The organism is Reyranella sp. (genome assembly GCF_044224635.1).
Classification (GTDB): domain Bacteria; phylum Pseudomonadota; class Alphaproteobacteria; order Reyranellales; family Reyranellaceae; genus Reyranella.
In genome coordinates this window covers 72,869-98,683 of the sequence record NZ_JBGAKA010000025.1, presented here as the reverse complement: position 1 = coordinate 98,683, position 25,815 = coordinate 72,869, and the positions used below count along the sequence as shown (strand labels likewise).

The following is a 25,815-nucleotide window of genomic DNA, read 5'->3' as shown; positions in this document are numbered from 1 at the left end:
GAGGAAAATTGAAAGCGCGGCCGCGACCACCCCTCCATCGTCTCCGCTCATGGCAGCCTAACCGTTTGTTGATTGGTGAAAGCGAGTCGCAAAGCGCATCTTCGCCCGCATGACGAGTCCTGGCCTTTCCCGGCGGCGATCCCTGCTGCTCGGTGGCGTTGCGGCGGCGGGTGCAGCATTCACGATGGCGCCCGCCGGCGCCAATCCACGCAACACGGCCGAAGGCCCCTGGGCGGTGGAGCTCTTCACCTCGCAGGGGTGCAATTCGTGCCCGCCGGCCGATGTCTACCTGGGATCCCTGGCGAAGCGCCCCGACATCGTCGCCCTGTCGTTCCATATCGACTACTGGGACTACATCGGCTGGAAGGACCCGTTTGCGTCGCGCGCCACCACCGACCGGCAGCGCGCCTATGCGCGCGTCCTGAAGCAGCGCTACGTCTACACGCCCGAGATGGTAATTGACGGCATCGGCCACGACACCGGCCGCGACCGCGGCAAGATCGAGGCGCTGCTCGGCGAAGCACAACGTCGCTCGCCGCGTCGCGCCACGCCCGAGCTGACGCGCGGCAGTGACGGCCGGCTTGCCGTGCGCCTCGCCGCTTTCCCGCTCGACGGCGAGCCGGCCGACGTGGCCTTCGCCCTCTACGACCGACGCCACAGCACGCCCGTGGCGAGCGGCGAGAACCAGGGACGCATGCTCGACAATTTCAATGTCGTGCGTCGCTTCGAGGTGCTGACCCGCTGGGACGGTGCGGCGGCCAGCTGGTCGGTCGACACGGCCGACCTGCAGCAGGGTCAAGGGGTCGCCGTGATCGTGCAGCGGGCCGACCATGGCCCGGTGATCGGCTGCAACAAGCTCGAGCCGATGGTCTCCGGTTAGGACTATCTCGGCGCCGACCGGCCTTGCGTCGCCGACGCGCCCGCGCGAAGGTGGACCAATGCCGCCCCCCAGCGCCGGCCGTCTGACCGCAGTTCTCGGTCCAACAAACACCGGCAAGACCTACCTCGCCATCGAGCGCATGCTCGGTCACGAATCAGGAATGATCGGGTTCCCGCTGCGCCTGCTGGCGCGCGAGAACTACGATCGCATCGTCCGCATCAAGGGCGCCTCCCAAGTGGCGCTGATCACCGGCGAGGAGAGGATCGCGCCGCCCGGCGCGCGCTATTTCGTCTGCACGGTCGAATCGATGCCGCTCGACCGCACCGTGTCCTTCCTCGCCGTCGACGAGATCCAGATGGCGGCCGACCCCGAGCGCGGCCATTTCTTCACCAACCGACTGCTCGAGGCGCGCGGCACGGCGGAGACCATGCTGCTCGGCGCCGACACCATCCGTCCGGTGCTGAACCGCCTGCTGCCCGACATCGATGTCATTGCGCGGCCACGCTTCTCCAATCTCTCCTATGTCGGCCCGAAGAAGGCGACACGCCTGCCGCGCCGTTCGGCCGTGGTCGGCTTCTCGGCCAACGAGGTCTACGCCATCGCCGAGCTGATCCGCCGCCAGCGTGGCGGCACCGCCATCGTCATGGGGGCGCTCAGTCCGCGCACGCGCAATGCGCAGGTCGACATGTTCCAGGCCGGCGAGGTCGACTACCTGGTGGCCACCGATGCCATCGGCATGGGCCTCAACATGGACGTCAACCATGTCTGGTTCGCGTCGTTGCGGAAATATGACGGCCGGACACTGCGGCCGCTGCGCAGCGTCGAGATGGCGCAGATCGCCGGGCGCGCCGGCCGCCACATGAACGACGGCACATTCGGCACCACCGCCGAGGCCGGCACGCTCGAGCCAGAGATCGTCGAGGCGATCGAGAATCACCGCTTCGATCCGTTACGCGATATTCAATGGCGCAACAGCGACCTCGACTTCCGCTCGGTGTCGGCGCTGATCGCCTCCTTGAACGAGCCGCCGCCTCATGCCGCACTGCAGCGTGTTCGCGAGCAGGACGACCAGCTCGCGCTGCAGACCCTGTCCACGCACTCGGAGTTCCTGCCGCGCCTGCGCGCGCCGCAGCGCGTGAGGCTCCTTTGGGAGGTCTGCCAGGTGCCGGACTTCCGCAAGACCATGACGGAAGAGCACACCCGCCTGCTCGGCCAGCTATTCGAGCACTTGACACAGGGCGGGGAACGGTTACCTGAGGACTGGATCGAAGGTCACGTCAAGCGGCTCGAACGGTTTGACGGCGACATCGACACCTTGATGGCGCGTATCGCCCACGTTCGTACGTGGACCTACATCTCGCATCGGCCGGACTGGATCCAGCGAGCGACGCACTGGCAGGAACGCGCCCGCGCCATCGAGGACAAGCTATCGGACGTGCTGCATCAGCGCCTGATGCAAAGGTTTGTCGATAGACGGGCGGCGTTGCTTGTACGAAGATTGCACGATGAGGGTGAAATGACGACGTCAGTCGCCGAAGCAGGCGAAGTTTCGGTCGAAGGCGAACATCTCGGGCGCATCGAAGGATTCCGATTCATTCCCGACACCACCGAAGGGCATGCCGACCAGAAGGCGGTCATGAGCGCGGCGCTGCGGGCGCTGCGCCAGGATCTGCCGGCGCGTCTGCAGGCCTTCGTTTCGTCGGCCGACCGCGAGCTGGTGTTCGACTCGCAGCTGCGCATCTGCTGGGGCGGCGGTCCGGTCGCGCGCCTGCAGGCGAGCGGCGATGTCCTGGCGCCCAAGATCGAAGCTCTGCCGTCCGATCTGCTCGACGGGCCAGCCCGCGAGGAAGTGCGCAAGCGCGCCGCCACCTGGGTCGAGACGCGCATCCGCCTCGGCTTGAGTGAAATGATGGACGCACGCGCCACGACCGAGCTGCCGGCCGGCGCACGCGGCATCGTCTTCCAGCTGTGCGAGCATCTCGGCGTCCTGCCGCGCCGGCCGATCGAGCAGCAGCTCGCCGAGCTCGGCGAGGAGGATCGCAAGGCGCTGGCGCGGCTGGGCGTGCGCGTCGGGGTCTATTCGCTCTACTTCCCGAGCATGCTGAAGCCGGTGCCGATCCGGTTGCGCGCCGGTCTCTGGATGATTTCCCGCAGCCGCGACACGATTCCACCGCTGCCGGCCGAAGGCCGCACGTCGATGGATCTGCCGCGCGGCTCGGAACGCGACTTCTATTCGTCGATCGGTTACCTGCCGCTGGGCGATCACGCCATACGCGCCGACATGGTCGAACGCCTCGCCGCGATGGCACGCCAGGCCGTGCGCGAAAGCCGCGAAGCGGCGCGGCGCGCCCAATACGAACGCGAAAATCCGCCGCCGCCCCCCGAGGAGACCAAGCCGCCGGAGCAGCCCGCCCAGCGTGCCGAACATTCGGAAGGCAACGAGGGTCGCCGCGAGCGTCGGCGAAGGGGTGGTCGCCAGGCCGGTGCACCGCCCATTCCGGCAGCCGCGACGAACGAAGAGATCAGTGAATGGGCAATCGTGGCAGCGGCGTTCGGCGAGTTCGAGCCGGTCGACGAATCGCTCACGGCCGAAGCACCCGCTGCGCAGCCCGAGGCGGCGGAGGCCGATGAGCTGTCGGAGACGGTGACGGAAGCCTCGCCCGTCGCCGAAACCGGAACCAGCGCCACCGACGAGCAAGCCCTCGACGCGGCAACGCCCGTTCCCGGGACAGCAATGTCGGGCGAAGCTGAGCCCGTTTCCGCGGAAGCAGCTGCGCCCGCAGAGCAGGCGGCGGTTTCGGCGGAGTCGAATGCCGCGGAAACGGCCATGCTCGCCGGGGAGCAGAAATCGGCAACCGAGCCGGCGGCCGACGCGGAAGCGCTCGCCGCCAGTGATGCCGTGGTCGAACCGCCCGCCGAAGGGTCTCCTCACGCTGCTGTTGTCGAGGCCGCCTCGGACACGCAGGCCGTCGCAGTGACTGCCGACGAGGCGTCCGCAACGGCCGAAACTCCGGAGGAGCCGCAGTCGGAGGAAAGCCGAACCGCCGACCGTCCGAGCGAGCAACCGCGACCGGCAGGTCCGCGGCAGCTGCCGCCAGGCTGGTTCCGCGCCACGCCGCAGATGATGTCGCTGGTCGGCTGCTCGGAACCCGAGATGGCCAATGTGCTGGCGGCGTTGGGCTATCGGGTGCATCCGCCGTCTGACGAGTTCGGACCGCTCTATGCCTACTCGGTCAAACCACGTTTCGTGCGCGAGCGCGAGGAGCAGCGCGAGCGTCAACGCCAGCAGCAACGTCAGCAACAGCGCGACCAGCGCGATCAACGGCGCCGCGAGCGGCCGGAGCGGCCCAACGAGCGTCAGTTCTTCGCCGCCTTCGGGCAGACCGCGCCGGGCCGCAACGATCGTGGCCGCGATGGACCGCCGCGCGATGGCCAGCGACAGGATGGCCAACGCTACGATGGGCCCCGTCATGAGGGGCCGAGACACGAGGGGCCGTCGAACCGGGGACCTGGTGACAGGGGCCCACGCGAGGACCGGCCACGCGAGGAGCGTCGCGGGCCGCGCCCGCCACGCCGTGACGGCAACGAGCCGGCGCTCCGGCTCTATGCCACCACGGAGAAGAAGGGCGACGCGCCGGCGAGCGATTCGCCGTTTGCCAAGTTGCTCGAGCTCAAGCTCGGCGGAAAGAAGTAGCCGGCCGGTTCGCCGGGCGGTGGAACGCTGGGCAGGCGATGCGCCTCGACAAGTGGCTATGGCATGCACGCTTCTTCAAGTCCCGCAGCCTGGCCACGCGCTACGTCGAGAAGGCACGTTGCCGGGTCGATGGTCGCGTGGTCGACAAGCCGCATGCCACCGTGACGCCAGGCATGGTGCTTACCTTTGCCCTTGGTCCGCGGGTTCGCGTCATCCGCATCGTGGCACTCGGCGAGCGTCGTGGACCGGCCCCGGAAGCTCGAACGTTGTATGATGAAATTGACCCTGCGTAACTCAGACTTCTTGCGCCAGCCGGTTCAGCGCGTTAAGCACCCGCCCGCCCGTATCGAGAGTCGTCGATGACCTATGTCGTGACCGAGGCTTGCATCAAGTGCAAGTACATGGACTGCGTCGAAGTCTGCCCCGTGGACTGCTTCTACGAGGGCGAGAACATGCTGGTCATCAATCCCGACGAGTGCATCGATTGCGGGGTCTGCGAACCCGAGTGCCCGCCCAATGCCATCCTGCCTGATACTGAGAAGGGTCTGGAGCAGTGGTTGGAGCTCAATCGCAGCCTGTCCAGCGAATGGCCGAACATTACCCGCAAGGGCGAGGCGCCGGCCGACGCCGACGATTTCAAGGACGAAAAAGACAAGTTCAAAAAGTATTTCAGCCGCACCCCGGGCAAACGTTAGATTCCGAACGTTCTCTCGATATTCTCACATCTTTTGCAATAGCCATGCGCTTTTCGCATGGCACGACAGTTGCCGAAATGCAACATCGTGCGCGACTTGCGTCCGGATTCCTGTTATACAGATGGTGCTGAAAGCGGTCTGAGTTCAAGTCCGCCGTCAGTTCGGTGTCCCGAGTCGGTAGCCGAAAGCAACTGATAATGGATACCCGGGCTGGACCACGCAGGGGAGCGTGTGCGGCGTACTACGGTATCGCTTGAGCGAGGGGTCGAAGTGAAGGAAGAACTGGATATGGCCAAGCCGAAAAAGATCGCGGCCAAGCCTAAGGATTTGGCCTTCGAGAAGGGAGATTTCGTTGTCTACCCGACTCACGGCGTAGGTCGCGTGATCGACATCGAAGCCAAGGAAATCGCTGGACACAAGCTGGACCTGTTCGTCATTTCGTTCGAGCAGGAGCGCATGATGCTGCGGGTTCCGGTGGCCAAGGCGAAGATTTCCGGGCTGCGCAAGCTGTCGTCGCGCAAGATCATGGAAAGCGCGCTGGTGACCCTGAAGGGCCGCAGCCGCGTCAGCCGGGCCATGTGGAATCGCCGCGCCCAGGAGTACGAAGCCAAGATCAACTCCGGCGACCCGGTGTCGATCGCCGAGGTCGTGCGCGACCTGCACCGCAATGCCGGTCAGCCGGATCAGTCGTACAGCGAGCGCCAGATCTACGAGGCGGCACTCGATCGGCTGGCCCGCGAGCTGGCGGCGGTCGAGCGCATCGACAAGGATCTGGCAACCCAGAAGCTGAACAGCGTCCTGCAGAAGGTCGCCTGATCGGGTCTGCGTTGCTGGTGTTCTAGCGAAGGCTGCCCGGACCAGGTCTCCGGGCGCCCGCGGATCAGCATCGACCTCATCCTGAGGAGCCGCGCCTGGCGCGGCGGCCCGTGCGCGAACATGTTGGGCGGTTGCGCGCCATTTCTCGTCATCCTGAGCGCAGCGAAGGATCTCATCGCCAGAAGTTGCAAAGCACTCTCATTGCGAATGGCGATGAGATCCTTCGCTGCGCTCAGGACGACAAAGAGGCGGCGCCTCGGACGCACGCTTTGCGGCGACTCGGTTGCCCACCTACGGCTGGATGGTCTTGACCTGCGCCAGGCGCATCAGCGCCGCCGGGCTGTCGGCGCCGTTCAGCACCAGCAATCGCTCCATCTTGTAGTCTTCGTAGGGCAGGGTCTGGGCGAGCCGGCTGGCCGAGGTGCCCCCGGTCGGCACGACGCGCAGCCGGTACGGCCGAAGCCCGGCCGCCTCGGCCTCGGAGAGCGTGCGGAAGGTGCGGGCGGCGTTGACCAGCACGTCGATCCGATGATCGCGATCGGCGCCGTCGCTCAACAGGTTGAAGTAGCACACGCGATCGCCCCGCCTCACCATGACGTAGCGGAGCTGGCTCAGGCCGGCGTCGGAGCCGCGCGGCCGGGCGCCGATCGCCGCTTCCGCCCCGCCGATCTCGGTCGACTGGATGTCGGTCGGCGTCGGCTTCAGCTGGTTGCGCATCCATTCGGCCAGGCTGCCGTTCACCGGTTCGGGCAGGCAGGAGAAGAAGATCAGCGAGCGGTCGCGCCCCACCCCCAGGACGCCGTCCTGATCGTTGAACAGGCGAAAATCGTGCGGCGCCTCGAAGCCAAGCATCATCATCGGATGAAAGAACTTGTTGCCGCGGACGAAGCCTTCCTGGGGTGAATCGTCGACCGAGATGCCGTCGATCGCCTTCAGGTAGGCGTCACGCCCGCTTTCTCCCGGCGCCGACACGTCGGCCAGGCCAAGCAGCGCTTTCTGGCGCTCGACCGGCGCCGGGTGGGTCGACGAGGCGCTGCGCCGATCGACCGCGTCGGGCGCTTCTCCCATCAGCTGCATCTCGAGCTGCGATTGCCGGCGCAGCTTGTCGATCAGATTGGCCATCGCGCTGCCGCGATAGCCGGCGCGCACCAGCAGGGCCAGCCCGAGGCGGTCGGCCTCGAGTTCCTGGTCGCGGGAATAGCGCCGCAGCGCCAGCAGGCCCTCGCGCGCAACCGATCGGCCGACCGTCACCGAACCGGTCGCGGCCGCCGCCTCGATGGCAGAATCGAGCACGCCCTGCCGCGCCTGGGCGCGCTGCGCGGCGTGCCGTTGCAGAAGGTGACTGACCTCATGGCTGAGGGCCGCCGCCAGCTCGGCTTCGTCGTCGAGGCCGGCGAGCAGCCCGCGCGTCACGAAGACATAGCTGGACACCGCATGGGCGTTGGCGTTCGGCAAGTCGAGCACGATGAAGCGATGCGGCGCGGTGATGCCCGACCGCTGCAGCAGGCGCTGGCCGACACCATCGACATAGGCCTGCAGAGCCGGGTCGCGATAGGCCGGGCCGACATCCCGCTCGATGCTGCGGGGCAGCGCTGGAACGCCCGTCGCCGCCGCGGCGCTGGTTGCCGGACCGGAAGCACCCGGAGACGCGCAGCCGCCAACCGCGAGAACGAGGAGAAGAAAAAAGGCGAAAAAACCCCGGAAAACCACCGAGCCTCCTGGCCTCCCCCGACGCCGACCATAGACGGCGGGAGGGCGTTGCGGCAATCGTTGCAAGGCTGCCCTCCCGATGCCGGCCTATCGAAGCTGGCACAACGGCCGTCGCTATGGCAGTGATGCAACGGTAATCATCATGCCTCGATCAGAAACTCCCCTTCGTTCCGACCTCTTCCCGGAGATCTCGCCCTATGCCAGCGGCATGCTGGCGGTCGACCGGCGGCACACGATCTATTGGGAGCAGAGCGGCAATCCGGCCGGCATGCCCGTGCTGTTCCTGCATGGCGGTCCAGGCGCGGGCTCGGCGCCGGTGCACCGGCGATTCTTCGACCCGCAATTCTATCGCATCGTCGTGTTCGACCAACGCGGCTGCGGACGCTCGATGCCGCTCGGCGAGCTTCAGGACAACACCACCGACCACCTGGTGGCCGACATGGAGCGGCTCCGGCTCCGTCTCGGGATCAACCAATGGCTGCTGTTCGGAGGCTCGTGGGGCAGCACGCTGGCGCTGGCCTACGGCATCAAGCACCCTGAGCGGGTGAGCGGCTTCATCCTGCGCGGCATTTTTCTCGGGGCGCGCTCGGAGATCGACTGGTTCCTTCACGGCATGCGGGCGATCTTTCCGGAGGCGTGGCGCGATTTCGTCGAGCACCTGCCGGCCAGCGAACGTGACGATGTCCTCGGCAACTACTACCGTCGCCTGATCGACCGCAACCCGGACAGCCATCGGCCGGCGGCGCGCGCCTGGAGCCGCTACGAGGCTTCGTGCTCAACTCTCTATCCGACCGCGCGGGCGCCGTTCGAGACCGATCACGGCGGCTTCGCGCTGGCGCTGTCGCGCATCGAGGCGCACTACTTCGCCAACGGCACGTTCGTGCCCGAGGGCTGGCCGTGGACCGGCCTCGACCGCATCCGAGGGCTGCCCGGCACCATCGTGCAGGGCCGCTACGATATCGTCTGCCCTCCGGTGACCGCCGATGCACTGGCAAGGGCATGGCCCGAGGTGCGCTACGTCGTCGTGCCGGACGCCGGCCACAGCGCGCTGGAGCCCGGCATCCGCGCCGCGCTCGTCAACGCCACCGAGAGCTTCCGGATGTCGGTGGCCGACACCGATCTCTTCGCGCCGAGGTTCCCGTGGGAGACGTGAGCTCCTTCGAGCTGCCGCCCGAGCAGACCGGCGCGGCCGCCTGGTACGGGCCGCAGATGGTCGAGCGGACCGACTGGCTGATGCCGCTCAGCGCAGCCGAGATCGCCGAGATCGAAACTGCGGTGCGCGCGCTGGTGGCGCGCGACGCCGACATCGCCGCGATCACCGCGCGAGACTTTCCGCTGCCGTCGCTCGGTGGCAGGCTCGCCGCGCGGGTGCGCGACGAGGTGCTGAACGGCCGCGGTTTCCTGCTGCTGCGCGGCCTGCCCGTCGAACGCTGGTCGATGCGCGAGGCGGCCATTGCCTTTTTCGGCCTGGGCAGCCATCTCGGCTGCGCCCGCTCGCAGAACGGCAAGGGCCATGTGCTGGGCCACGTCCAGGATCTCGGCCTCGACGTGCACGATCCCAACGTCCGCATCTACCAGACCAACGAGCGTCAGACCTACCACACCGACTCGTGCGACATCGTCGGGCTGCTATGCCTCAAGACCGCGCAGTCCGGCGGCCTGTCGGCCCTGGTTAGCTCGACCACGATCTTCAACGAGATGCGCCGGCGTCGCCCCGATCTCCTGGCGCTGCTGTTCCAGCCGCTGGCGACCGACCGGCGCGGGGAGGTGCCGGAGGGGCGCAAGCCCTACTTCGAGATCCCCGTGTTCAACTGGCACAAGGGCTTCCTGACGGCGATCTACCAGCGCCAGTATATCGACTCGGCGCAACGCTTCCCGGATGCGCCGCGGCTCTCGCCGGCGCAGGTCGAGGCACTCGACCTGTTCGATTCGCTTGCCAACGATCCGAGACTGAACATGGTCATGGCGTTCCGGCCCGGCGACGTTCAGCTCGTGCACAATCATACGATGCTGCACGACCGCACCGGGTTCGTCGACTGGCCGGAGCCCGAACGGCGGCGCCACCTGTTGCGCCTGTGGCTGGCGGCAGCGGATGCCCGCCCGCTGCCCGAGATCTTCGCCCAGCGCTATGGCACGGTCACGATCGGCGACCGCGGCGGGATCATCGTGCGCGGCACCACGCTCAACGCGCCGCTGGAGGCGGTGTGACATCGCAAGCCAACGGAGCCCGGTCCGGGACGGTTGACCCGGAGCGGCATCGTCCCTAAGTGAAGGCCGCCGAAAAAACCACTGATATCAAGGACAACCGAATGGCCAGCGATCCAACCGCGGGCGGCGCCTCGGCTGAGATGCCGGTCGAGACGCCCGAAGAGACCCTCAACATTCCACCCCGGCCGGCCGGCCAGCAGGCGGACCTGCAGCAGCTGCAGGCCGAGAAGGCCGACCTGCAAGATAAGCTGCTGCGCGCCCTCGCCGAAGCGCAGAACGTGCGCCGCCGAGGCCAGCAGGATGTCGAGCGCGAACGCAAGTTCGGCATCGAGCGGTTCGCCAAGGACATGCTGTCGGTGGCCGACAATCTCGGCCGCGCCCTGTCGGCGCTGCCGAAGGACAGCGAGGTGGCCGATGCGGCGCTGCGCAATGTCATCGTCGGCGTGCAGGCGACCGAGCGCGAGCTGCAGTCGGCGTTGGAGCGCCATGGCGTCACGCGAATCGACTCGCTCGGCAAGCCGTTCAATGCCGAGTTCCACCAAGCCATGATGGAGATCGAGGATCGGGCGGTACCTTCGGGCACTGTCGTCCAAGAGCTGATTCCCGGCTACCTGATCGCCGGGCGCCTGTTGCGGGCGGCCATGGTGGGCGTGTCCAAGGGCGGCCCGTCGGCGCGGGCGGCCAGCAACGAGAACTAGGTCCGGACCGGCCGAATTGCCGCCCGGAATGGCAAGATTCCGCATTTTTGGGCCGTCTGCTCCATTGCAGGTGGCCCGGTAGAAACTATATAGCCCCTGTCCTGACCCGGTCTTTTGCCGGCAGGTAACTATACGGGGGTCCCCCCGGCGCCTCACGGGCCGGATCGACCTGCCTAGGGAAGAGAGAACAGTCATGGCGAAAGTCATTGGTATCGATTTGGGCACGACCAACTCGTGCGTCGCGGTCATGGAAGGCGGCGACACCAAGGTCATCGAGAATTCCGAGGGCGCACGGACGACGCCGTCCATGGTCGCCTTCACCGACAGCGGCGAACGCCTCGTCGGTCAGGCCGCCAAGCGCCAGGCGGTCACCAATCCCATGAAGACGCTGTATTCGGTGAAGCGCCTGATCGGCCGCCGCTTCGACGATCCGATGGTCGCCAAGGAGATGGCGCTGGTCCCGTTCAAGATCGGCAAGGCGAGCAACGGCGACGCCTGGGTCGAGGCCAACGGCCAGCAGTACAGCCCGAGCCAGATCTCGGCCTTCATCCTGGGCAAGATGAAGGAGACCGCCGAGGCCTATCTCGGCGAGAAGGTCGAGCAGGCGGTCATCACCGTTCCGGCCTACTTCAACGACGCCCAGCGCCAAGCCACCAAGGACGCCGGCCGCATTGCCGGGCTCGACGTGCTGCGCATCATCAACGAGCCGACCGCGGCGGCCCTCGCCTACGGCATGGACAAGCGCAAGAGCGGCACCATCGCGGTGTACGATCTGGGCGGCGGCACGTTCGACGTGTCGGTGCTCGAGATCGGCGACGGCGTGTTCGAGGTCAAGTCGACCAACGGCGACACCTTCCTGGGCGGCGAGGATTTCGACCTTCGCGTCATCACCTACCTGGCCGAGGAATTCAAGAAGGAGCAGGGCATCGACCTGCGCAACGACAAGCTCGCCCTGCAGCGCCTGAAGGAGGCGGCCGAGAAGGCCAAGATCGAGCTCTCCACCGCGAAGGAGACCGAGATCAACCTGCCGTTCATCACGGCTGATGCCAGCGGTCCCAAGCATCTCGTGATCAAGCTGTCGCGGGCCAAGCTCGAGACGCTGGTCGAGGATCTGGTCCAGCGCACGCTCGAGCCGTGCAAGGCGGCGCTCAAGGATGCCGGCCTGCAGGCCGGCCAGATCGACGAGGTCATCCTGGTCGGCGGCATGACGCGCATGCCGAAGGTCATCGAGGTCGTGAAGCAGTTCTTCGGCCGTGAGCCGGCGCGCAACGTCAACCCCGACGAGGTCGTGGCGGTCGGTGCGGCGGTCCAGGCGGCGGTGCTGAAGGGCGAGGTCAAGGACGTCCTGCTGCTCGACGTGACGCCGCTGTCGCTCGGCATCGAGACGCTGGGCGGCGTGTTCACCCGCCTGATCGAGCGCAACACGACGATCCCGACCAAGAAGAGCCAGACCTTCTCGACGGCCGACGACAACCAGACCGCGGTCACCATCCGCGTGTTCCAGGGCGAGCGCGAGATCGCCGCCCAGAACAAGCTGCTCGGCCAGTTCGACCTGGTCGGCATCCCGCCGGCGCCGCGCGGCCTGCCGCAGATCGAGGTCACCTTCGACATCGATGCGAACGGCATCGTGCAGGTCTCGGCCAAGGACAAGGCCACCAGCAAGGAGCAGCAGATCCGCATCCAGGCGTCAGGCGGGCTCAGCGAGGCCGACATCCAGAAGATGGTCAAGGATGCCGAGCTGCACGCCGAGGAGGACAAGAAGAAGCGCGAGCTGATCGACGCCCGCAACCAGGGCGAGGCGCTGGTGCATTCGACCGACAAGAACCTCAAGGAGTTCGGCGACAAGGTCGGCGCGGCCGAGAAGTCGGCGATCGAGAGCGCGCTGGCGGAGCTGAAGACGGTGCTTGGCGGCGAGGACACCGAGGCCATCAAGAGCAAGACCAACGATCTTGCCCAGGCGGCGATGAAGCTCGGCGAGGCGATGTACAAGGCCCAGCAGGCCGAGGCCCAGGCCGGTGCCGGTCCAGGCGGCGCTGGCCCTGGCGGAGCAGGTCCGGCCGGCGGCGCGGCGAACCAGGCGGGCAACGAGAAGGTCGTCGACGCCGACTTCGAGGACGTCACCGACAAGAACAAGAAGACGGGCTCGGGCTGAACCCGGAGCAGGAACTGAACAACCCGGCCTCCCGCGCAAGCGGGGGGCCGATGTGTAAGCGGGCAAGTGGGGGCTGCGTTAGGCTTTATGTCGCAAGACTACTATGAGCTGCTCGGAGTCAGTCGCACGGCGAGCACCGACGACCTCAAGAAGGCGTTCCGCAAGCTCGCCATGCAGCACCACCCGGATCGCAACAAGGACAACAAGGACTCCGAGAAGAAATTCAAGGAGATCAATCACGCCTACGACATCCTGAAGGACCCGGAGAAGCGCGCGGCCTACGACCGCTACGGGCCGGCCGCCTTCGAAGGCGGTGCGGGGCCGGGCGGACCGGGCGGACCGTTCCAGGGCCAGAGCTTCGATTTCGGCTCGGTGTTCGGCGACGTCTTCGAGGAGATGTTCGGCGCCGGGCGCGGCCGAGGCGGCGGGCGCGGCGACCAGCGCGGTCAGGATTTGCGCTTCAATCTGGAGATCACGCTCGAGCAAGCCTTCGGCGGCACCGAGGCGACGGTCCGGGTGCCGAGCTCGGTGACCTGCGATTCCTGCCGCGGCAGCGGCGCCGAGGCCGGCTCCAAGCCGCAGCAATGCCCGACCTGCCATGGCCGCGGCCGGCTGCGCGCCCAGCAGGGCTTCTTCACCATCGAGCGCCCCTGTCATGCCTGTCACGGCGCCGGCCAGGTGATCGACAAGCCGTGCCGGACCTGCTCCGGCCAGGGACGCGTGCGGCGCGAGAAGACACTGAAGGTGAACATCCCTGCAGGCGTCGAGGACGGTACCCGCATCCGCCTCACGGGCGAGGGCGAGGCCGGCGCACGCGGCGGACCGGCGGGCGACCTCTACGTGTTCCTGTCGGTGCGACGGCACCAGCTGTTCGAGCGCGAGGGCGCCGACATCCATTGTCGCGTGCCGATCTCGATGGTCCAGGCGACGCTCGGCAGCAACATCGAGGTGCCGACACTCGACGGCAAGATGGCGCGGGTCAACATCCCGGCCGGTGCCCAGGGCGGCCACCAGTTCCGCCTGCGCGGCAAGGGCATGCCGATCATGCGCTCGAGCCAGCACGGCGACATGTACATCGAGATCAACGTCGAGACCCCGACCAACCTCACGGCCAAGCAGAAGGAGCTGCTCAAGGAGTTCGAGAACGCCGGCAAGACCAGCCCGACCTCCGAAGGCTTCTTCAGCAAGGTCAAGGAGATGTTCGGCGGGTAGAAGGCCGGGAGTGCGCCATCGATAGGCGCTCGCTTCAATTTGACCTCATCCTGAGAAGCGCCCGAAGGGTGCGTCTCGAAGGATGAGCCTCGGGCACGGTACCGGTTGCCATCCTTCGAGACGCGGCGCTATGAGCGGCTCCTCAGGATGAGGTTGGTGTTGATCGGCGCAGATCGCGAATGATGCTCTGAGCTCACGCCGCCGCCAGCACGCACCTCACCAGGTGGCTGTCGCTTCTCGCGCGCAGGTCGGGCGGGGCGGACAGGCAGTCGGATTGAACGAAGCGACAGCGCGGGGCGAAGCTGCAGGCGGTCGGCACCTCGGCGAGATCGGGCGGCGCGCCCGGGATTGCCTCGAGCCGCTGACCGCGCATGCCGTCGTGCACCGTCGAGGCGAGCAGGCCGCGGCTGTAGGGATGCTGCGGCGCGTCGACCATCTGCTCGACCGGCGCCAGCTCGACGATCTTGCCGGCATACATGACGCCGATGCGGTCGGAGACCTCGACCGCGACGCCGATGTCGTGGGTCACGAAGATCACCCCGAGATCGAACTCGCGCTGCAGCTCCCTGATCAAGAGCAGCACCTGAATCTGGACGGTCGCGTCGAGCGCCGTCGTCGGCTCGTCGGCCAGCAGCAGGCTGGGATTGCAGGACAAGGCCAACGCGATCATGGCGCGCTGGCGCATGCCGCCCGACATCTCGTGCGGATAGGCTCTCAGGCGCTGCGCTGGCGAAGGGATGCGCACCATCTCCAGAAGCTCGCGCGCCCGCTTCCAGGCGTCGGTCTCGCTCTTGCCGGTGTGCTTGCAAATCGTCTCGGTGATCTGCTGGCCGATGGTGAAGACCGGATCGAAGGCGGTCGCCGGTTCCTGGAAGATCATGGCGACTCGCAGGCCGCGCAGGCTACCCAGCGCCCGCTGACCCATGTCGAGCACCTCGTCGCCCTCGAGCTTGATGCTGCCCGACCAGCGCGTGCGGTGCTCCGGATGAAGGCGCAGGATCGAGCGCAGGGTGACGCTCTTGCCCGACCCCGACTCGCCCAGGATGCCCAGCGTCTCGCCGCGCTTGAGGTCGAAGCTCACGCCATTCACCGCGTGCACGGTACGGTCGGGCGTGACGAAGGCGACGTGGAGGTCGCGGACCTGCAGAAGCTCGCTCATGTCAGGCGGCCTCCGCTTTCGAATGGCCCGAGCCGGGCCGGCGCATGTGACAGGCGACCGACTGTGCCGAGGTCTCGGCCAGCAGCGGTTCGCGCGCGACGCAGACATCCTCGGCGAACGGGCAGCGCGTGCGGAAGCGGCAGCCCGACGGCGGATCGATGGGATTGGGAGGATCGCCCTGGATCGGCGCCTCGCGCGTCCGCTTGCGCGGATCCATCGACGGCCGCGCCGACAGGAGCGCGCGCGTGTAGGGATGCAGCGGGTTGCCGTAGATCGCCTCGGCCGGACCGAGCTCGACGATCTTGCCGAGATACATGACCAGCACACGATCGCTGAGATACTGCACGACGTTGAGATCGTGGCTGATGAAGACGTAGGTCAGGCCGAACTCGCTCTTGAGGTCGACCAGCATGTTCAGCACCTGCGCCTCGACCGACTTGTCGAGCGCCGACACCGCCTCGTCCAGGATGACCAGGCGCGGCCTGAGCGCCAGGGCGCGGGCGATGTTGACGCGCTGGCGCTGGCCGCCCGACAGCTCGTGCGGATAGCGCTCGGCATAGCTCCCCGGATCGAGGCCGACCTTGGCCAGCAGGTCGTGCGCGCGAGCGCGGGCCTCGGCAGCCGGCACGCCGTGCGCCTTGGGCGCGAAAGCCAGGGTCTCGCCGATGGTCAGGCGCGGATTGAGCGAGGCGTAGGAATCCTGGAACACCATTTGCACCTGGCGGCGCAGCTCGTTCACTGAGATGCCGTGCGGCTCGTCGATCGGGTCGCCGTCGAGCACCATGCTGCCGCGGTCCGGCCGGATCAGGCGGATCAGCAGGCGCGCCACAGTCGACTTGCCGCAGCCCGACTCGCCCACGACTCCCAGGGTCTCGCCCTTGGCGACGGAGATCGTGAGATCGTCGACCGCGCGCACCACCTTGCGGCCGCGGCCGAGCAGCCCGCCGCCGACCGGGAAATGCTTGCGCAGGTCCTTGGCCACCAGCAGCGGCTGCGCCGGCCCGCCGCGATCAGCGATCAGAAGGCTCGCATCCATGTCAGGCCTTCACGTCCATGGCGGCGCGCAGGCCGTCACTCATCAGGTTGAAGCAGATCGAGGTGATGAAGATCATCACGCCGGGCAGCGCCGCCAGCACCGGGTTGACGTAGATCGCCTGGCGCAAGGTGTTCAGCATCAGGCCCCATTCCGGCTCGGGCGGCTTCACGCCGAGACCGAGGAAGCTCAGGCCCGCGGCCAGGATGATGGCGACGCTGATCAGCGAGGTGGCATAGACCAGGATCGGTCCCAGAACGTTGCCCAGCACGTGCACCCGCACGATGGCGAGCGTGCCGGCGCCGCTCGCCCTGGCGGCATCGACGAAGTCGAAGCCGCGGACCTGGGTGGTGATGCTTTCGGAGACTCGGCAGATCGGCGGGATGAACACCAGGCTCAGAGCCAGCAGCGTGTTCTCGGCGCCGGCGCCCATCGCGCCCGACAGCGAGATGGCCAGCAGCACCGACGGGAAGGCGTAGAACACGTCCATGGTGCGCATGATCGCCATGTTCACCCGGCCGCCCAGGAAGCCCGCCGTGATGCCGAGAAAGCCGCCGATCAGCAAGGCGCCGGCGACCGGCGTCACCCCCATGAACAACGACAGGCGGCCGCCATAGACCAGGCGAGCCAGCATGTCGCGGCCAAGCTCGTCGGTGCCCAGGAGGTTGTTGGGCGAGCCGATCGGATGGAGGCGGCGAATCATCGACGTCTTGTAGGGATCGGCCAAGCCGAGCCACGGCGCCGCCAGCGCCGCGACCACGATCAGGATCAGCACCGCGGCGCAGACCAGGGTGACCGGATCGCGCCACAGCCGCCGGCCGACCGACCTCCAGTAGCCGCGCGACGCGGAGACCTTGGTGGCCTGCATCGTCGCGGCGCCTCCGATGTCGAGCGTCGGGCTTTGGATGGCCATGCGGTCAGCCTCGCTTGATGCGCGGATCGACCATGGTCTGGATCACGTCCACGGTGAGATTGAGCATCATGAAGAAGAAGGCGAGCACCAGGGTGGTGCCCTGCAGGATCGGCAGGTCGCGGCGGAAGATGGCGCTGTTCAGCAGGAAGCCGGTGCCCGGCCAGGCGAACACCGTCTCGATCAGGATCGAGCCGCCGATCAGGTTGCCGGCCTGCAGGCCCATCACGGCGAGGCAGGTCGGCGCGGCATTCTTCAGCACGTGGCGCAAGATCCGGCTGTCGCTCATGCCCTTGGCCTGCAGCGCCGTCACGAACTCCATGCCGAGGGTTTCCTTGATCGTCGAGCGCACCGTGCGGGTGACGACGCCGAGCGGGATCACCGACAGCGCGATGGTCGGCAGGACCATGTGGGCGAGATGGGCGCGGTCGAGCCGCCAGCCAGTCGAGTTCTCTGGCCCAATGCCCATCGGCGGCAAGGCGCCGAGCTCGACGGCGAAGATGATCACCAGCACGATCGCCAGCCAGAAATGCGGCACGCTGACCCCTACCAGCGCGATCAGCGTCACCAGGCGGTCGACGATGCGTGACCTGGCGTAGGCCGCCGCCGTGCCCAGCACGATGGCGAGCGAGAAGGCCAGCAGGGTCGCGGCGATGGCCAGGATGATGGTGTTGCCGAACGCCGTCGCCACTTCCGTCGCGACCGGCCGCCCGGTGCCGATCGACGTGCCGAAATCACCCGTCAGGGTGACGCCGAGCCAGCGCAGGTATTGCACCGGCAGCGGCTTGTCGAAGCCGTAATACTCCTTGAGCTTGTCGACGACCTCCTTGGGCGCGTCGGGCGGCACGATCGCCGAGATGGGGTCGCCCGGCGCCAGGTGAACCAGGGCGAATACCAGCAGTGAGACGCCGAAGGCGACCGGGATCAGGTACACGAAGCGGCGCAGGGCATAGAGCAGCATCGCCGGTCGTCCTTGCTTGCTACTTGGCGATCTCGACGGGCGTCAGATCCTGGAACCAGCTCTGGGCCTGCACAAAGCCCTTCACCTTGGGGCTGATGGCGCGCGGGTTGAGATCGTGCGCGATGTAGACCCAGTAGGCTTGGTCGACGATGTAGCTGTGCACGTCGGCCAGCGCCTTGGTCTGCGCCGCCCGATCGAAGGTGGTGTGCGCCTTGTTGATCATCTCGTCGAGCTTGGGGTCCTTCAGGATGCCCCAGTTGGCGCCGACCGGCGGCACGAAAGCCGAATGATAGAGGCGCATGAACGCCGAGTAGGGATCGACAGTGGCGCGGCTGATGTTGATGCCATTCACACCGGCCTTGGCGGAGGCCTCACCGGTCACCGGCTGGAACGAGAAATTCACCAGGGCATTCCATTCCATGACCTCGAAGCTCGCATCGAAGCCGACGGCGGCGAGGTTCTCCTGGACATACTCGTTCATCGGCAGCGGCAGCATCTGGCCCGAGCCTGAGGTCGAGATCGCAATCTTGATCTTGGGTCTCTTGTTCGGGCCGTAGCCTGCCTCGGCCAGCAGCTTCTTGGCCGCCTCCGGATCGTACTTGATGTCGAATGTGGGCGAGCCGAACCACGGATGCCCGGGGTACACGGGCCCTTTCGACTCGATCATGAGCCCGCCCAGGAGCTTGTTGAGCCCGGCGCGATCGACCGCGAGATTGGCCGCCTTGCGCACGCGGATGTCGGCCCACGGCGAGCCCTCGACCATGCTGGGCTGGTAGGCCCAGTTATGCGGATACTTGTTGGTGACGATCGCCATGCCGCCCTGCTTGAGGCGCGGGATCGCATCGGGGGCCGGCACCTCGATCCAGTCGACCTGGCCGGCCAGCAGGGCCGCGGTACGCGTCGCCGCCTCCGGCATCGGGAACAGGATCACCTTGTCGAGCTTGGGAACGCGCGCCTTCTCCCAGTAGTCGTGATTCTTCGACAGTTCCATGCGCTCGCGCGGCACGACACGATCGACCTTGAACGGGCCGGTGCCCGACGGCTGCAGCGCGAACTTCGTCCAGTCCTTGCCCGTCTTCTCCCACTGCGCCGGGCTGGAGAAGAAGATGTAGGACATGTCGTAGGGGAACAGCGCGTTGACGACCTTGGTCGTGAGCTCGACGGTATACTTGTCGATCGCCTTGTAGCCGACCAGGGTCGGGATGCGGGCGCGCGCCTGCGCCAGCTGCTTGCGATCGAACTGGGGCGACTTGTCGTCGAGAAGCTTGTCGAGGTTCCAGATCACGGCGGCGGAGTCGAAGTCCGAACCGTCGTGGAACTTGACGCCCTGGCGCAGCTTGAACACCCACCTGGTCGGCTCGCCCTCGACAGCCGACCATTCGGTCGCGAGCCCGGGACGGATGTCGGCGATGGTGTCGGCCTTCGACAGGTCCCAGTTCACGAGCGCGTCATAGATGGTGTAGCCGGCGAAGCGGAACCCTTCGAAACCCTGGTCGGGCTGGCCGGTGGTCTGGGGAATGTCGGCCGCTGTCATGCCGATGCGCAGAGTGCCCTGTGCCAGGGCAGGCGCCACGGCAAGGGCGCACAAGCCAAACCCGGCAACCGCGACACCTAGGTGCTTGAACATTCGAAGCTTTCCTGTCCGGCGCAGCCTTCATGGCGCGCTCGGACAGCACCCATGCAAGGGCCAAGCCAAGAGGCTTGCGCGCCGCCCGCATCTCGGGCGGCATGTCGCTTGCATATCCACGCATCGGAGGAACCGAATGCCCGAGTCGAAGACAGCCATCACCCTGGAGGAGTTCCGCGCGCACGCCGCGCAGACCGGCCTGCCGCTCAGCGAGGAGGACATCGGGCACCTGCACAAGGGCTATATCGGCCTGCTCGAGCTGATGCAGCGCATTCCGAGCCAATGGGCCTGGGCAGCCGAGCCGCCGCACGTCTTCCGCGCCGACGAGTAGGCCCGCCATGACCGATCTCACGACGCTCAGCATCGCTGACGCGGGCCGACGGATGGCGCGCGGCGAGCTCAGCTCGACGGCCCTCACGGAAGCGTTCCTCGCCCGCATCGCCGCCATAGACGGCAAGCTCTCGAGCTACATCACCGTGACTGCCGAGCGCGCCCGCGCCGCAGCTGCCCAGGCCGACCTGGAAAGGCGTCGCGGCTTTACACGCGGGCCCCTGCACGGGATCCCTGTGGCGCTGAAGGACATCTACGAGACCGAGGGCGTGCTCACATCAGGCCACTCGCATCTGCTGGCCGACTACGTGCCTTCGGTCGACGCCGAGACGGTGCGACTGCTCAAGGCTGGCGGCGCCGTCATCCTGGGCAAGCTCGCGACGCACGAGTTCGCCAACGGCGCGATGACCCCAGACCAGCCGTTTCCGGCTTCACGCAACCCGTGGAACCTCGCCTACCAGCCCGGCGGCTCGTCGAGCGGCTCGGGCACTGCCGTTGCCGCGGCGCTGTGCATGGGCGCGATGGGCTCCGATACCGGCGGCTCGATTCGCAATCCTGCGGGCTTCTGCGGCACCGCCGGCATCAAGCCGACCTACGGCCTGGTCAGCCGCTGCGGCATCTATCCGCTGTCGTTCAGCCTCGACACGGCGGGGCCACTCACCTGGACGGTGGAGGACAGCGCCCTGATGCTCGACGTGCTGGCCGGCCACGATCCCAACGACCAGGCCTCGGCCAAGGCGCCCGAGGTCGATTACGGCGCGTCGGCGCATCGGCCGATCAGAGGCATGCGCATCGCGCTGGCGCGGCACTGGTACGACGGCGTCACGCCCGACATGGACAAGGGCCTCTCCGAAGCGGTGCGCGTGCTGCGCGACCTCGGCGCGATCGTCGACGAGGTCGTCTTCCCGGACATTCGCGACTATCACATCTGCGGCCGCGTCATCATCACCGTCGAGGCGCACGCCATCCATCGCCAGGAAGTGATCGAGACGCCGGAGAAGTTCGGCTACACGACGCGCCGCCGCTTCCAGCTCGGCGCCTTCCTCACCGCCGAGCAGTATCTTTCGGCCTTGCGCTTCCGGCGCAAGCTACAGCTCGACACGCGCGCGGCGATGCGCGGCTACGACCTGGTGATGACCGCCAACCATTGGGGCGCGCCGGAGACCTTCGAGGAGCCGCAGCCGATCTTCCACTTCCTCGGCAAGCCGTCGCTCACCATGCCGTTCAACGTCACCGGCCAGCCGGCGCTGACCGTGTGCTGCGGCTTCGGCAGCGACGGCTTCCCCCTGTCGTTCCAGCTCGCCGGCCGGCCGTTCGACGAAGCGAGCGTGTTCGCCGCCGGCGCCGCCTACGAACGCGCCACGCCGTGGCGGGAACGAAGGCCGAAGGTGTGAGGTCATCCTCCTCCCCAGCGACGCTGGGGAGGAGGATGTTCTCAGCACCCGATCTTCCTGGCCAGCTCGACCATCGAGTTTCCCACGGCGTCCCACTCGCCCTCTGCTTTGAGATCGGTCTTCTGGTTGGGGCCGTGCTCGGTCGGACGATGGACGAAGCCGGTCGACAGGCCGCATTTCTGGGCGGCCCTGAGGTCGCCGTTGTGGGCGGCCACCAGCATCACCTGGTGCGGCTCGAGATACATCGTCTTGACCACGCCGAGGTACGACTCGGGATCGGGCTTGTAGTGGCGGAAGGTCTCGCCCGAGAAGCAATGGTCCCACGGGATGCCGCCGTTCTTGGCCATGTTGATCAAGAGCGCCACGTTGCCGTTGCTGAGCGTCGCCACGACGTACTTCTTCTTCATCATGCCGATGCCCTCGACAGAATCGGGCCACGGTCGGAGCTTGTGCCAGAGATGGGTGAATTCCCACGCCCCTTTCTCGCCAGGGTGCTCGAGGCCGCGCTTGGCGAGCAGCATCTCGAAGGCTTCCTTGTGCAGCTCGTCGATATTGGTCCACGGCAGCTCGCCCTTGCGCACGCGGTGCATCTGGGGCTGGTAGAGGCCGCGCCAGTCGTCGGCAAAGCTCGTCCAGTCGGTGTCGAGGCCGTGTTTCTTGCCCAGCGCAGGCAGGTCCGCGATCAGGCTGCCGCGCCAGTCGACCACGGTTCCGAAGACGTCGAAGATGCAGACCTTGAGGTCGGCGAGAGACTTGGCCATGGGTATGTTCCTCCGTTGCCCCAGTGTGGCGTCTCGCGGGCGCCTTGGGTAGGGTCGCGCCATGGTCGACAAGCCCGACACGGTGCCCGGCACCGACAACAAGCCGCGATGCCGCTGGGCATCGGCCGATCCGCTGTACGAGCGCTACCACGACAAGGAATGGGGCCGGCCGCTCAAGGACGACCATGCCCTGTTCGAGCTGCTGACCCTCGAAGGCTGCCAGGCCGGCCTTTCCTGGATCACCGTGCTGCGCAAGCGCGAGCACTATCGCAAGGTCTATGACGGCTTCGATCCGGCGAAGATCGCGCGCTACACGCCGGCCAAGCTCGCCAGGCTGCTGGCCGACCCCGGCATCATCCGCCATCGCGGCAAGATCGAAGCCAGCGTCAGCAACGCCAAGGCCTATCTCGCCCTGGTCGAGCGCGAGGGGTCGTTCGCGAAGTACCTGTGGGGCTTCGTCGGCGGCAAGCCGATGAGGAACAACCGCAAGAGCATGAAGGATGTGCCGGCCCGCACGCCCGACAGCGACGCACTGTCCAAGGCCCTGCAGAAGGCCGGCTTCAAGTTCGTCGGCTCGACCATCTGCTACGCCTTCATGCAGGCCTCCGGCATGGTCGACGACCATGTCGTGGGCTGCCATCGCTATCGGGAGTAACGTTTGACCAAGCGAGTCTTCATCGCCGCGCTGGGCACCGAGACCAACCAGTTCGTGCCGTTCCCCACCGGCTTGCGCGGCTATCAGGAGCACGGCATCTGGCGCGGCGACGCCACGCGGCACGAGCCGACCAACTTCACCGCGCCGCTGCATGTCTGGCGCGAGGCGATCGAGGCGCGCGGCTGGACGGCGATCGAAGGCCTCGCCACCTTCGCCGCGCCCTCGGGCACCACGGTGCGCGCGGTCTACGAAAGGTTTCGCGACGAGATTCTCGAGGGCATCGAGGCGGCGCTGCCGCTCGACGGCGTGCTGATCAACGTGCACGGCGCAATGGTCGCCGACGGCTATGACGATTGCGAAGGCGATCTGCTGCAGCGCGTGCGCGCCATCGTCGGGCCCGGCGTGGCGATCGGCGCGGAGTTCGACCTGCACTGTCACCTCAGCGCGCTGATGCTCGACAGCGCCGACGTGCTGATCGGCTACAAGGAATACCCGCACACCGACGCGATGGCCCGCGCCGCCGAGCTGTTCGCCATCGTCGCCGACACGATCGACGGCAAGGTGAAGCCGGTGATGGCGCGCCACGACTGCCGCATGATCGCCCAGTACCGCACCTCGGTGCCGCCGATCAGCGAGCTCGTCACCCGCATGAAGTCGCTCGAGGGCAAGGACGGCATCCTCTCGGTGTCGCTGAGCCACGGCTTCGCCTTCGCCGACGTCGAGGATGTCGGCACGCGCACCCTGGTGGTGGCCGACCGCGACAGGGCCAAGGCGCAGGCGCTGGCCGAGCAGCTCGGCCGCGAGCTGTGGGACAATCGCGAGCGCTACGCCACGCAGTACCTGACGATCAGCGAGGCCATGGAACGCGCCGCCTCGCACAACCAGGGCCCGCTGGTGCTGGCCGACCGCGCCGACAATCCGGGCTCCGGCGCACCCGGCGATTCGACCTTCCTGCTGCAGGCGCTGGTCGAGCGCGAGATCGGCCCGGCGCTGTTCGGCGTGATGTGGGATCCCATGGCGTTCCGCATCGCCGAGGAGGCGGGCGAGGGCGCGCGGCTGCGCATGCGGCTCGGCGGCAAGTCCGGCGAGGTGAGCGGCAAGCCGGTCGACCTCGACGTCACGGTCAAGAAGATCGCCCGCGGCGTGCGCCAGCCCTACGGCCCGGTGATGGTGCCGCTGGGAGACATGGCGCTGCTGTCGTCGCAGAACGTCGACGTGGCGATCTGCACGCTGCGCACCCAGACCTTCCACGCCGATGCCTTCAAGGCGGTCGGCGCCGACCCGGCCGACTACCGCGTGGTCGTCGTCAAGTCGGCGCAGCATTTCTACAACGGCTTCGTCGGGCTGGCGAAGGAGATCCTCTACGTCGCCTCGCCCGGCGCCGCCGACCCCGACGTGACGCGCTGGCCTTACACCAAGCGCAAGACGCCGTTCTGGCCCAAGGTCGCCGATCCGTGGGCGTGACTGCCGGGAGCGCGCCACTCATGTGCGGTCCTCCTCCCCAGCGAAGCTGGGGAGGAGGAGCGAAAGCGTGAATCCAACTCGCCAAGAATCACCCTGCATTTTTGCGTTCGTTGCGTTCGGTGCGTTCGGTGCGTTCGGAGCCTTTTGAATCAATGGGTTAGCCGACCGCACCCGAGCGGTCGGGATCGTCTGTTGCGGTCGGACCGGCGTTTTGCGGTCGGGTCATTCGGCCGCGGGACAGGCCGCGCTGTCCCGCTCTCGCCGGCAATCGTTGCTTTCATAGGAGCGGCGCCAGCGCTTCGCGCGTCGTCCTGCCCTCGACCACCGGCACGACCTCGAACTCGACGACGTCCTGCCAGTCGGCGATCCAACGCTGGAACAGCGTGACGTCGTCGGTCTCCATGAGCTGGAAGCAGCGGCCGAGATCGGCCGACACGTAGCTGGCCACGAACGTGAGGCCGTCGGGCAGGCCGCGGCCGGCATCGCGCAGCTTGCGATAGACCGCCTTGCCGTCCTGGTTGCGGAACTTTTCGACCACCATGAAGAGCATGTCCCACCCCTTTCGAGTCCGCTACTGTAGGCTGGCAGACTCGAGGGGAGCGACATGAAGATCGCCGTCGTCGGCGCCGCCGGGCGCATGGGCCAGATGCTGGTGCGCCGCATTGCGCGCACCGAAGGCGTGAGCCTGGCCGCCGCCAGCGAATCGCCCAACAGCAACGCCATCGGACGAGACTCCGGCGAAGTCGCGGGGATCGACGCCAACAAGATCAGGATCGGCGGCGACAGCGCCGCCGCCATCGCTGCCGCCAATGTCGTGATCGATTTCACGGTACCTGCCGCCACGGTGGCGCACGCCAAGGTCGCCGCCGGGAAGGGCGTGGCCATGGTGATCGGCACGACCGGCCTCGACCCGGCACAGACCGCGCTGATTCACGAGGCGGCCAAGGCAGTGCCGATCATGTGGGCCGCCAACATGGCGCTCGGCGTCAACATCCTGCTGGCGCTGGTCGAGAAGACGGCCTCGATGCTCGATCCCGGCTACGACATCGAGGTGCTGGAGATGCATCACCGCCACAAGATCGACGCGCCCTCCGGCACCGCCCTGGCGCTTGGCCGCGCCGCCGCCGCCGGCCGGCAGGTCAAGCTCGAGGAGGTATGGCGCAGGAGCCGCGACGGCCACACCGGCGCCCGCCCGTCGGGCGAGATCGGCTTCGCCACCTTGCGCGGCGGCGAGGAGGTGGGCGTGCACACCGTGATGTTCGCTGCCGCCGGCGAGCGGCTCGAGCTCAGCCATCGCGCCTTCAGCCGCGAGACCTATGCCGCGGGCGCCGTGCGCGCCGCGCAATGGCTCGGCGCCAAGAAGCCCGGCCTGTACGGCATGAAGGACGTGCTGGGTCTCTGACCCGTGCAAGGTCCCGACCTGATCGAGGCGCCTCCCCGACCCGTGCCGCTTCCG

23 protein-coding genes are annotated in these 25,815 nt (G+C 67.3%); 15 read left to right on the top strand and 8 right to left on the bottom strand.

The window, feature by feature from the left end:
- The first annotated feature begins 109 nt into the window (after nt 1-109).
- From ACILR9_RS21495 to ACILR9_RS21475, 5 genes are all read left to right on the top strand, one after another.
- Complete coding sequence (locus tag ACILR9_RS21495; RefSeq protein ID WP_395712001.1) at nt 110-880, top strand: DUF1223 domain-containing protein; 771 nt, start codon at nt 110-112, stop codon at nt 878-880.
- A 58-nt stretch (nt 881-938) separates the two neighbouring features.
- Entirely contained in the window at nt 939-4,574 is a 3,636-nt protein-coding gene (locus tag ACILR9_RS21490; protein ID WP_395712000.1) for a helicase-related protein, read from the top strand.
- A 38-nt stretch (nt 4,575-4,612) separates the two neighbouring features.
- Nucleotides 4,613-4,867: an RNA-binding S4 domain-containing protein gene (locus ACILR9_RS21485; protein WP_395711999.1), complete on the top strand. Its 255-nt coding sequence runs from the start codon at nt 4,613-4,615 to the stop codon at nt 4,865-4,867.
- Nucleotides 4,868-4,933: 66 nt separating this feature from the next.
- The gene (gene fdxA / locus ACILR9_RS21480) at nt 4,934-5,269 is read left to right on the top strand and encodes a ferredoxin FdxA (protein WP_395711998.1); all 336 of its coding nucleotides are present in this window, start codon (nt 4,934-4,936) and stop codon (nt 5,267-5,269) included.
- A gap of 288 nt (nt 5,270-5,557) precedes the next feature.
- Nucleotides 5,558-6,085: a CarD family transcriptional regulator gene (locus ACILR9_RS21475; RefSeq protein ID WP_395711997.1), complete on the top strand. Its 528-nt coding sequence runs from the start codon at nt 5,558-5,560 to the stop codon at nt 6,083-6,085.
- Between the two features lie 291 nt (nt 6,086-6,376).
- On the opposite strand, the gene ACILR9_RS21470 is transcribed toward ACILR9_RS21475, so the two are convergent.
- On the bottom strand, nt 6,377-7,795 hold the full coding sequence (locus ACILR9_RS21470; RefSeq protein WP_395711996.1) for a M48 family metalloprotease: 1,419 nt from the start codon (nt 7,793-7,795) through the stop codon (nt 6,377-6,379).
- Between the two features lie 142 nt (nt 7,796-7,937).
- Between ACILR9_RS21470 and pip the strand changes: the two genes are divergently transcribed.
- From pip to dnaJ, 5 genes are all read left to right on the top strand, one after another.
- Nucleotides 7,938-8,948, top strand: a complete 1,011-nt coding sequence (pip, locus tag ACILR9_RS21465; protein WP_395711995.1) for a prolyl aminopeptidase — start codon at nt 7,938-7,940, stop codon at nt 8,946-8,948.
- Nucleotides 8,945-10,003 carry a TauD/TfdA family dioxygenase gene (locus ACILR9_RS21460; RefSeq protein ID WP_395711994.1) on the top strand — a complete coding sequence of 353 codons (1,059 nt, stop codon included), beginning with the start codon at nt 8,945-8,947 and terminating at the stop codon, nt 10,001-10,003. Before pip ends, ACILR9_RS21460 begins: the two co-directional genes overlap by 4 nt.
- 101 nt (nt 10,004-10,104) lie before the next feature.
- On the top strand, nt 10,105-10,701 hold the full coding sequence (grpE, locus tag ACILR9_RS21455; protein ID WP_395711993.1) for a nucleotide exchange factor GrpE: 597 nt from the start codon (nt 10,105-10,107) through the stop codon (nt 10,699-10,701).
- A gap of 193 nt (nt 10,702-10,894) precedes the next feature.
- Nucleotides 10,895-12,853, top strand: coding sequence for a molecular chaperone DnaK (gene dnaK / locus ACILR9_RS21450; protein ID WP_395711992.1), 1,959 nt, complete (start codon nt 10,895-10,897; stop codon nt 12,851-12,853).
- Nucleotides 12,854-12,940: 87 nt separating this feature from the next.
- Nucleotides 12,941-14,065, top strand: coding sequence for a molecular chaperone DnaJ (dnaJ, locus tag ACILR9_RS21445; RefSeq protein WP_395711991.1), 1,125 nt, complete (start codon nt 12,941-12,943; stop codon nt 14,063-14,065).
- Between the two features lie 193 nt (nt 14,066-14,258).
- Here the strand turns inward: dnaJ and ACILR9_RS21440 are convergent, their stop codons facing one another.
- Genes ACILR9_RS21440 through ACILR9_RS21420 form a run of 5 tightly spaced genes read right to left on the bottom strand, consistent with a single transcriptional unit; the run spans nt 14,259 to nt 19,755 of the window.
- Nucleotides 14,259-15,224: an ABC transporter ATP-binding protein gene (locus tag ACILR9_RS21440; protein ID WP_395711990.1), complete on the bottom strand. Its 966-nt coding sequence runs from the start codon at nt 15,222-15,224 to the stop codon at nt 14,259-14,261.
- 1 nt (nt 15,225) lies between these two features.
- Complete coding sequence (locus ACILR9_RS21435) at nt 15,226-16,260, bottom strand: ABC transporter ATP-binding protein (protein ID WP_395711989.1); 1,035 nt, start codon at nt 16,258-16,260, stop codon at nt 15,226-15,228.
- Between the two features lies 1 nt (nt 16,261).
- The gene (locus tag ACILR9_RS21430; RefSeq protein WP_395712013.1) at nt 16,262-17,125 is read right to left on the bottom strand and encodes an ABC transporter permease; all 864 of its coding nucleotides are present in this window, start codon (nt 17,123-17,125) and stop codon (nt 16,262-16,264) included.
- 49 nt (nt 17,126-17,174) lie between these two features.
- Nucleotides 17,175-18,128 carry an ABC transporter permease gene (locus ACILR9_RS21425; protein WP_395711988.1) on the bottom strand — a complete coding sequence of 318 codons (954 nt, stop codon included), beginning with the start codon at nt 18,126-18,128 and terminating at the stop codon, nt 17,175-17,177.
- A 19-nt stretch (nt 18,129-18,147) separates the two neighbouring features.
- Nucleotides 18,148-19,755 (bottom strand): ABC transporter substrate-binding protein, encoded by a 1,608-nt coding sequence (locus ACILR9_RS21420; RefSeq protein WP_395711987.1) that lies wholly within the window; start codon nt 19,753-19,755, stop codon nt 18,148-18,150.
- A 136-nt stretch (nt 19,756-19,891) separates the two neighbouring features.
- On the opposite strand from ACILR9_RS21420, the gene ACILR9_RS21415 reads away from it, so the two are divergent.
- Together ACILR9_RS21415 and ACILR9_RS21410 are read left to right on the top strand one after the other, a co-directional pair.
- The gene (locus tag ACILR9_RS21415) at nt 19,892-20,086 is read left to right on the top strand and encodes a hypothetical protein (RefSeq protein ID WP_395711986.1); all 195 of its coding nucleotides are present in this window, start codon (nt 19,892-19,894) and stop codon (nt 20,084-20,086) included.
- Nucleotides 20,087-20,093: 7 nt separating this feature from the next.
- The gene (locus ACILR9_RS21410) at nt 20,094-21,479 is read left to right on the top strand and encodes an amidase (RefSeq protein WP_395711985.1); all 1,386 of its coding nucleotides are present in this window, start codon (nt 20,094-20,096) and stop codon (nt 21,477-21,479) included.
- Between the two features lie 41 nt (nt 21,480-21,520).
- Here the strand turns inward: ACILR9_RS21410 and ACILR9_RS21405 are convergent, their stop codons facing one another.
- Nucleotides 21,521-22,240 (bottom strand): haloacid dehalogenase type II, encoded by a 720-nt coding sequence (locus ACILR9_RS21405; RefSeq protein ID WP_395711984.1) that lies wholly within the window; start codon nt 22,238-22,240, stop codon nt 21,521-21,523.
- Nucleotides 22,241-22,301: 61 nt separating this feature from the next.
- Between ACILR9_RS21405 and ACILR9_RS21400 the strand changes: the two genes are divergently transcribed.
- Together ACILR9_RS21400 and ACILR9_RS21395 are read left to right on the top strand one after the other, a co-directional pair.
- Nucleotides 22,302-22,895 (top strand): DNA-3-methyladenine glycosylase I, encoded by a 594-nt coding sequence (locus ACILR9_RS21400; protein WP_395711983.1) that lies wholly within the window; start codon nt 22,302-22,304, stop codon nt 22,893-22,895.
- Between the two features lie 3 nt (nt 22,896-22,898).
- The gene (locus ACILR9_RS21395) at nt 22,899-24,359 is read left to right on the top strand and encodes a M81 family metallopeptidase (RefSeq protein ID WP_395711982.1); all 1,461 of its coding nucleotides are present in this window, start codon (nt 22,899-22,901) and stop codon (nt 24,357-24,359) included.
- A 277-nt stretch (nt 24,360-24,636) separates the two neighbouring features.
- On the opposite strand, the gene ACILR9_RS21390 is transcribed toward ACILR9_RS21395, so the two are convergent.
- Nucleotides 24,637-24,909, bottom strand: coding sequence for a DUF3303 domain-containing protein (locus ACILR9_RS21390; protein ID WP_395711981.1), 273 nt, complete (start codon nt 24,907-24,909; stop codon nt 24,637-24,639).
- 54 nt (nt 24,910-24,963) lie between these two features.
- Between ACILR9_RS21390 and dapB the strand changes: the two genes are divergently transcribed.
- Nucleotides 24,964-25,761, top strand: a complete 798-nt coding sequence (gene dapB / locus ACILR9_RS21385) for a 4-hydroxy-tetrahydrodipicolinate reductase (RefSeq protein ID WP_395711980.1) — start codon at nt 24,964-24,966, stop codon at nt 25,759-25,761.
- The last annotated feature ends 54 nt before the right edge of the window (nt 25,762-25,815 follow it).

Coding starts and splice junctions, on each gene's coding strand:
- ACILR9_RS21495 (WP_395712001.1), top strand. CDS start 110: ATGACGAGTCCTGGCCTTTCCCGGCGGCGATCCCTGCTGCTCGGTGGC.
- ACILR9_RS21490 (WP_395712000.1), top strand. CDS start 939: ATGCCGCCCCCCAGCGCCGGCCGTCTGACCGCAGTTCTCGGTCCAACA.
- ACILR9_RS21485 (WP_395711999.1), top strand. CDS start 4,613: ATGCGCCTCGACAAGTGGCTATGGCATGCACGCTTCTTCAAGTCCCGC.
- fdxA (WP_395711998.1), top strand. CDS start 4,934: ATGACCTATGTCGTGACCGAGGCTTGCATCAAGTGCAAGTACATGGAC.
- ACILR9_RS21475 (WP_395711997.1), top strand. CDS start 5,558: ATGGCCAAGCCGAAAAAGATCGCGGCCAAGCCTAAGGATTTGGCCTTC.
- pip (WP_395711995.1), top strand. CDS start 7,938: ATGCCTCGATCAGAAACTCCCCTTCGTTCCGACCTCTTCCCGGAGATC.
- grpE (WP_395711993.1), top strand. CDS start 10,105: ATGGCCAGCGATCCAACCGCGGGCGGCGCCTCGGCTGAGATGCCGGTC.
- dnaK (WP_395711992.1), top strand. CDS start 10,895: ATGGCGAAAGTCATTGGTATCGATTTGGGCACGACCAACTCGTGCGTC.
- dnaJ (WP_395711991.1), top strand. CDS start 12,941: ATGTCGCAAGACTACTATGAGCTGCTCGGAGTCAGTCGCACGGCGAGC.
- ACILR9_RS21440 (WP_395711990.1), bottom strand. CDS start 15,224: ATGAGCGAGCTTCTGCAGGTCCGCGACCTCCACGTCGCCTTCGTCACG.
- ACILR9_RS21435 (WP_395711989.1), bottom strand. CDS start 16,260: ATGGATGCGAGCCTTCTGATCGCTGATCGCGGCGGGCCGGCGCAGCCG.
- ACILR9_RS21430 (WP_395712013.1), bottom strand. CDS start 17,125: ATGCAGGCCACCAAGGTCTCCGCGTCGCGCGGCTACTGGAGGTCGGTC.
- ACILR9_RS21425 (WP_395711988.1), bottom strand. CDS start 18,128: ATGCTGCTCTATGCCCTGCGCCGCTTCGTGTACCTGATCCCGGTCGCC.
- ACILR9_RS21420 (WP_395711987.1), bottom strand. CDS start 19,755: ATGTTCAAGCACCTAGGTGTCGCGGTTGCCGGGTTTGGCTTGTGCGCC.
- ACILR9_RS21415 (WP_395711986.1), top strand. CDS start 19,892: ATGCCCGAGTCGAAGACAGCCATCACCCTGGAGGAGTTCCGCGCGCAC.
- ACILR9_RS21410 (WP_395711985.1), top strand. CDS start 20,094: ATGACCGATCTCACGACGCTCAGCATCGCTGACGCGGGCCGACGGATG.
- ACILR9_RS21405 (WP_395711984.1), bottom strand. CDS start 22,240: ATGGCCAAGTCTCTCGCCGACCTCAAGGTCTGCATCTTCGACGTCTTC.
- ACILR9_RS21400 (WP_395711983.1), top strand. CDS start 22,302: ATGGTCGACAAGCCCGACACGGTGCCCGGCACCGACAACAAGCCGCGA.
- ACILR9_RS21390 (WP_395711981.1), bottom strand. CDS start 24,909: ATGCTCTTCATGGTGGTCGAAAAGTTCCGCAACCAGGACGGCAAGGCG.
- dapB (WP_395711980.1), top strand. CDS start 24,964: ATGAAGATCGCCGTCGTCGGCGCCGCCGGGCGCATGGGCCAGATGCTG.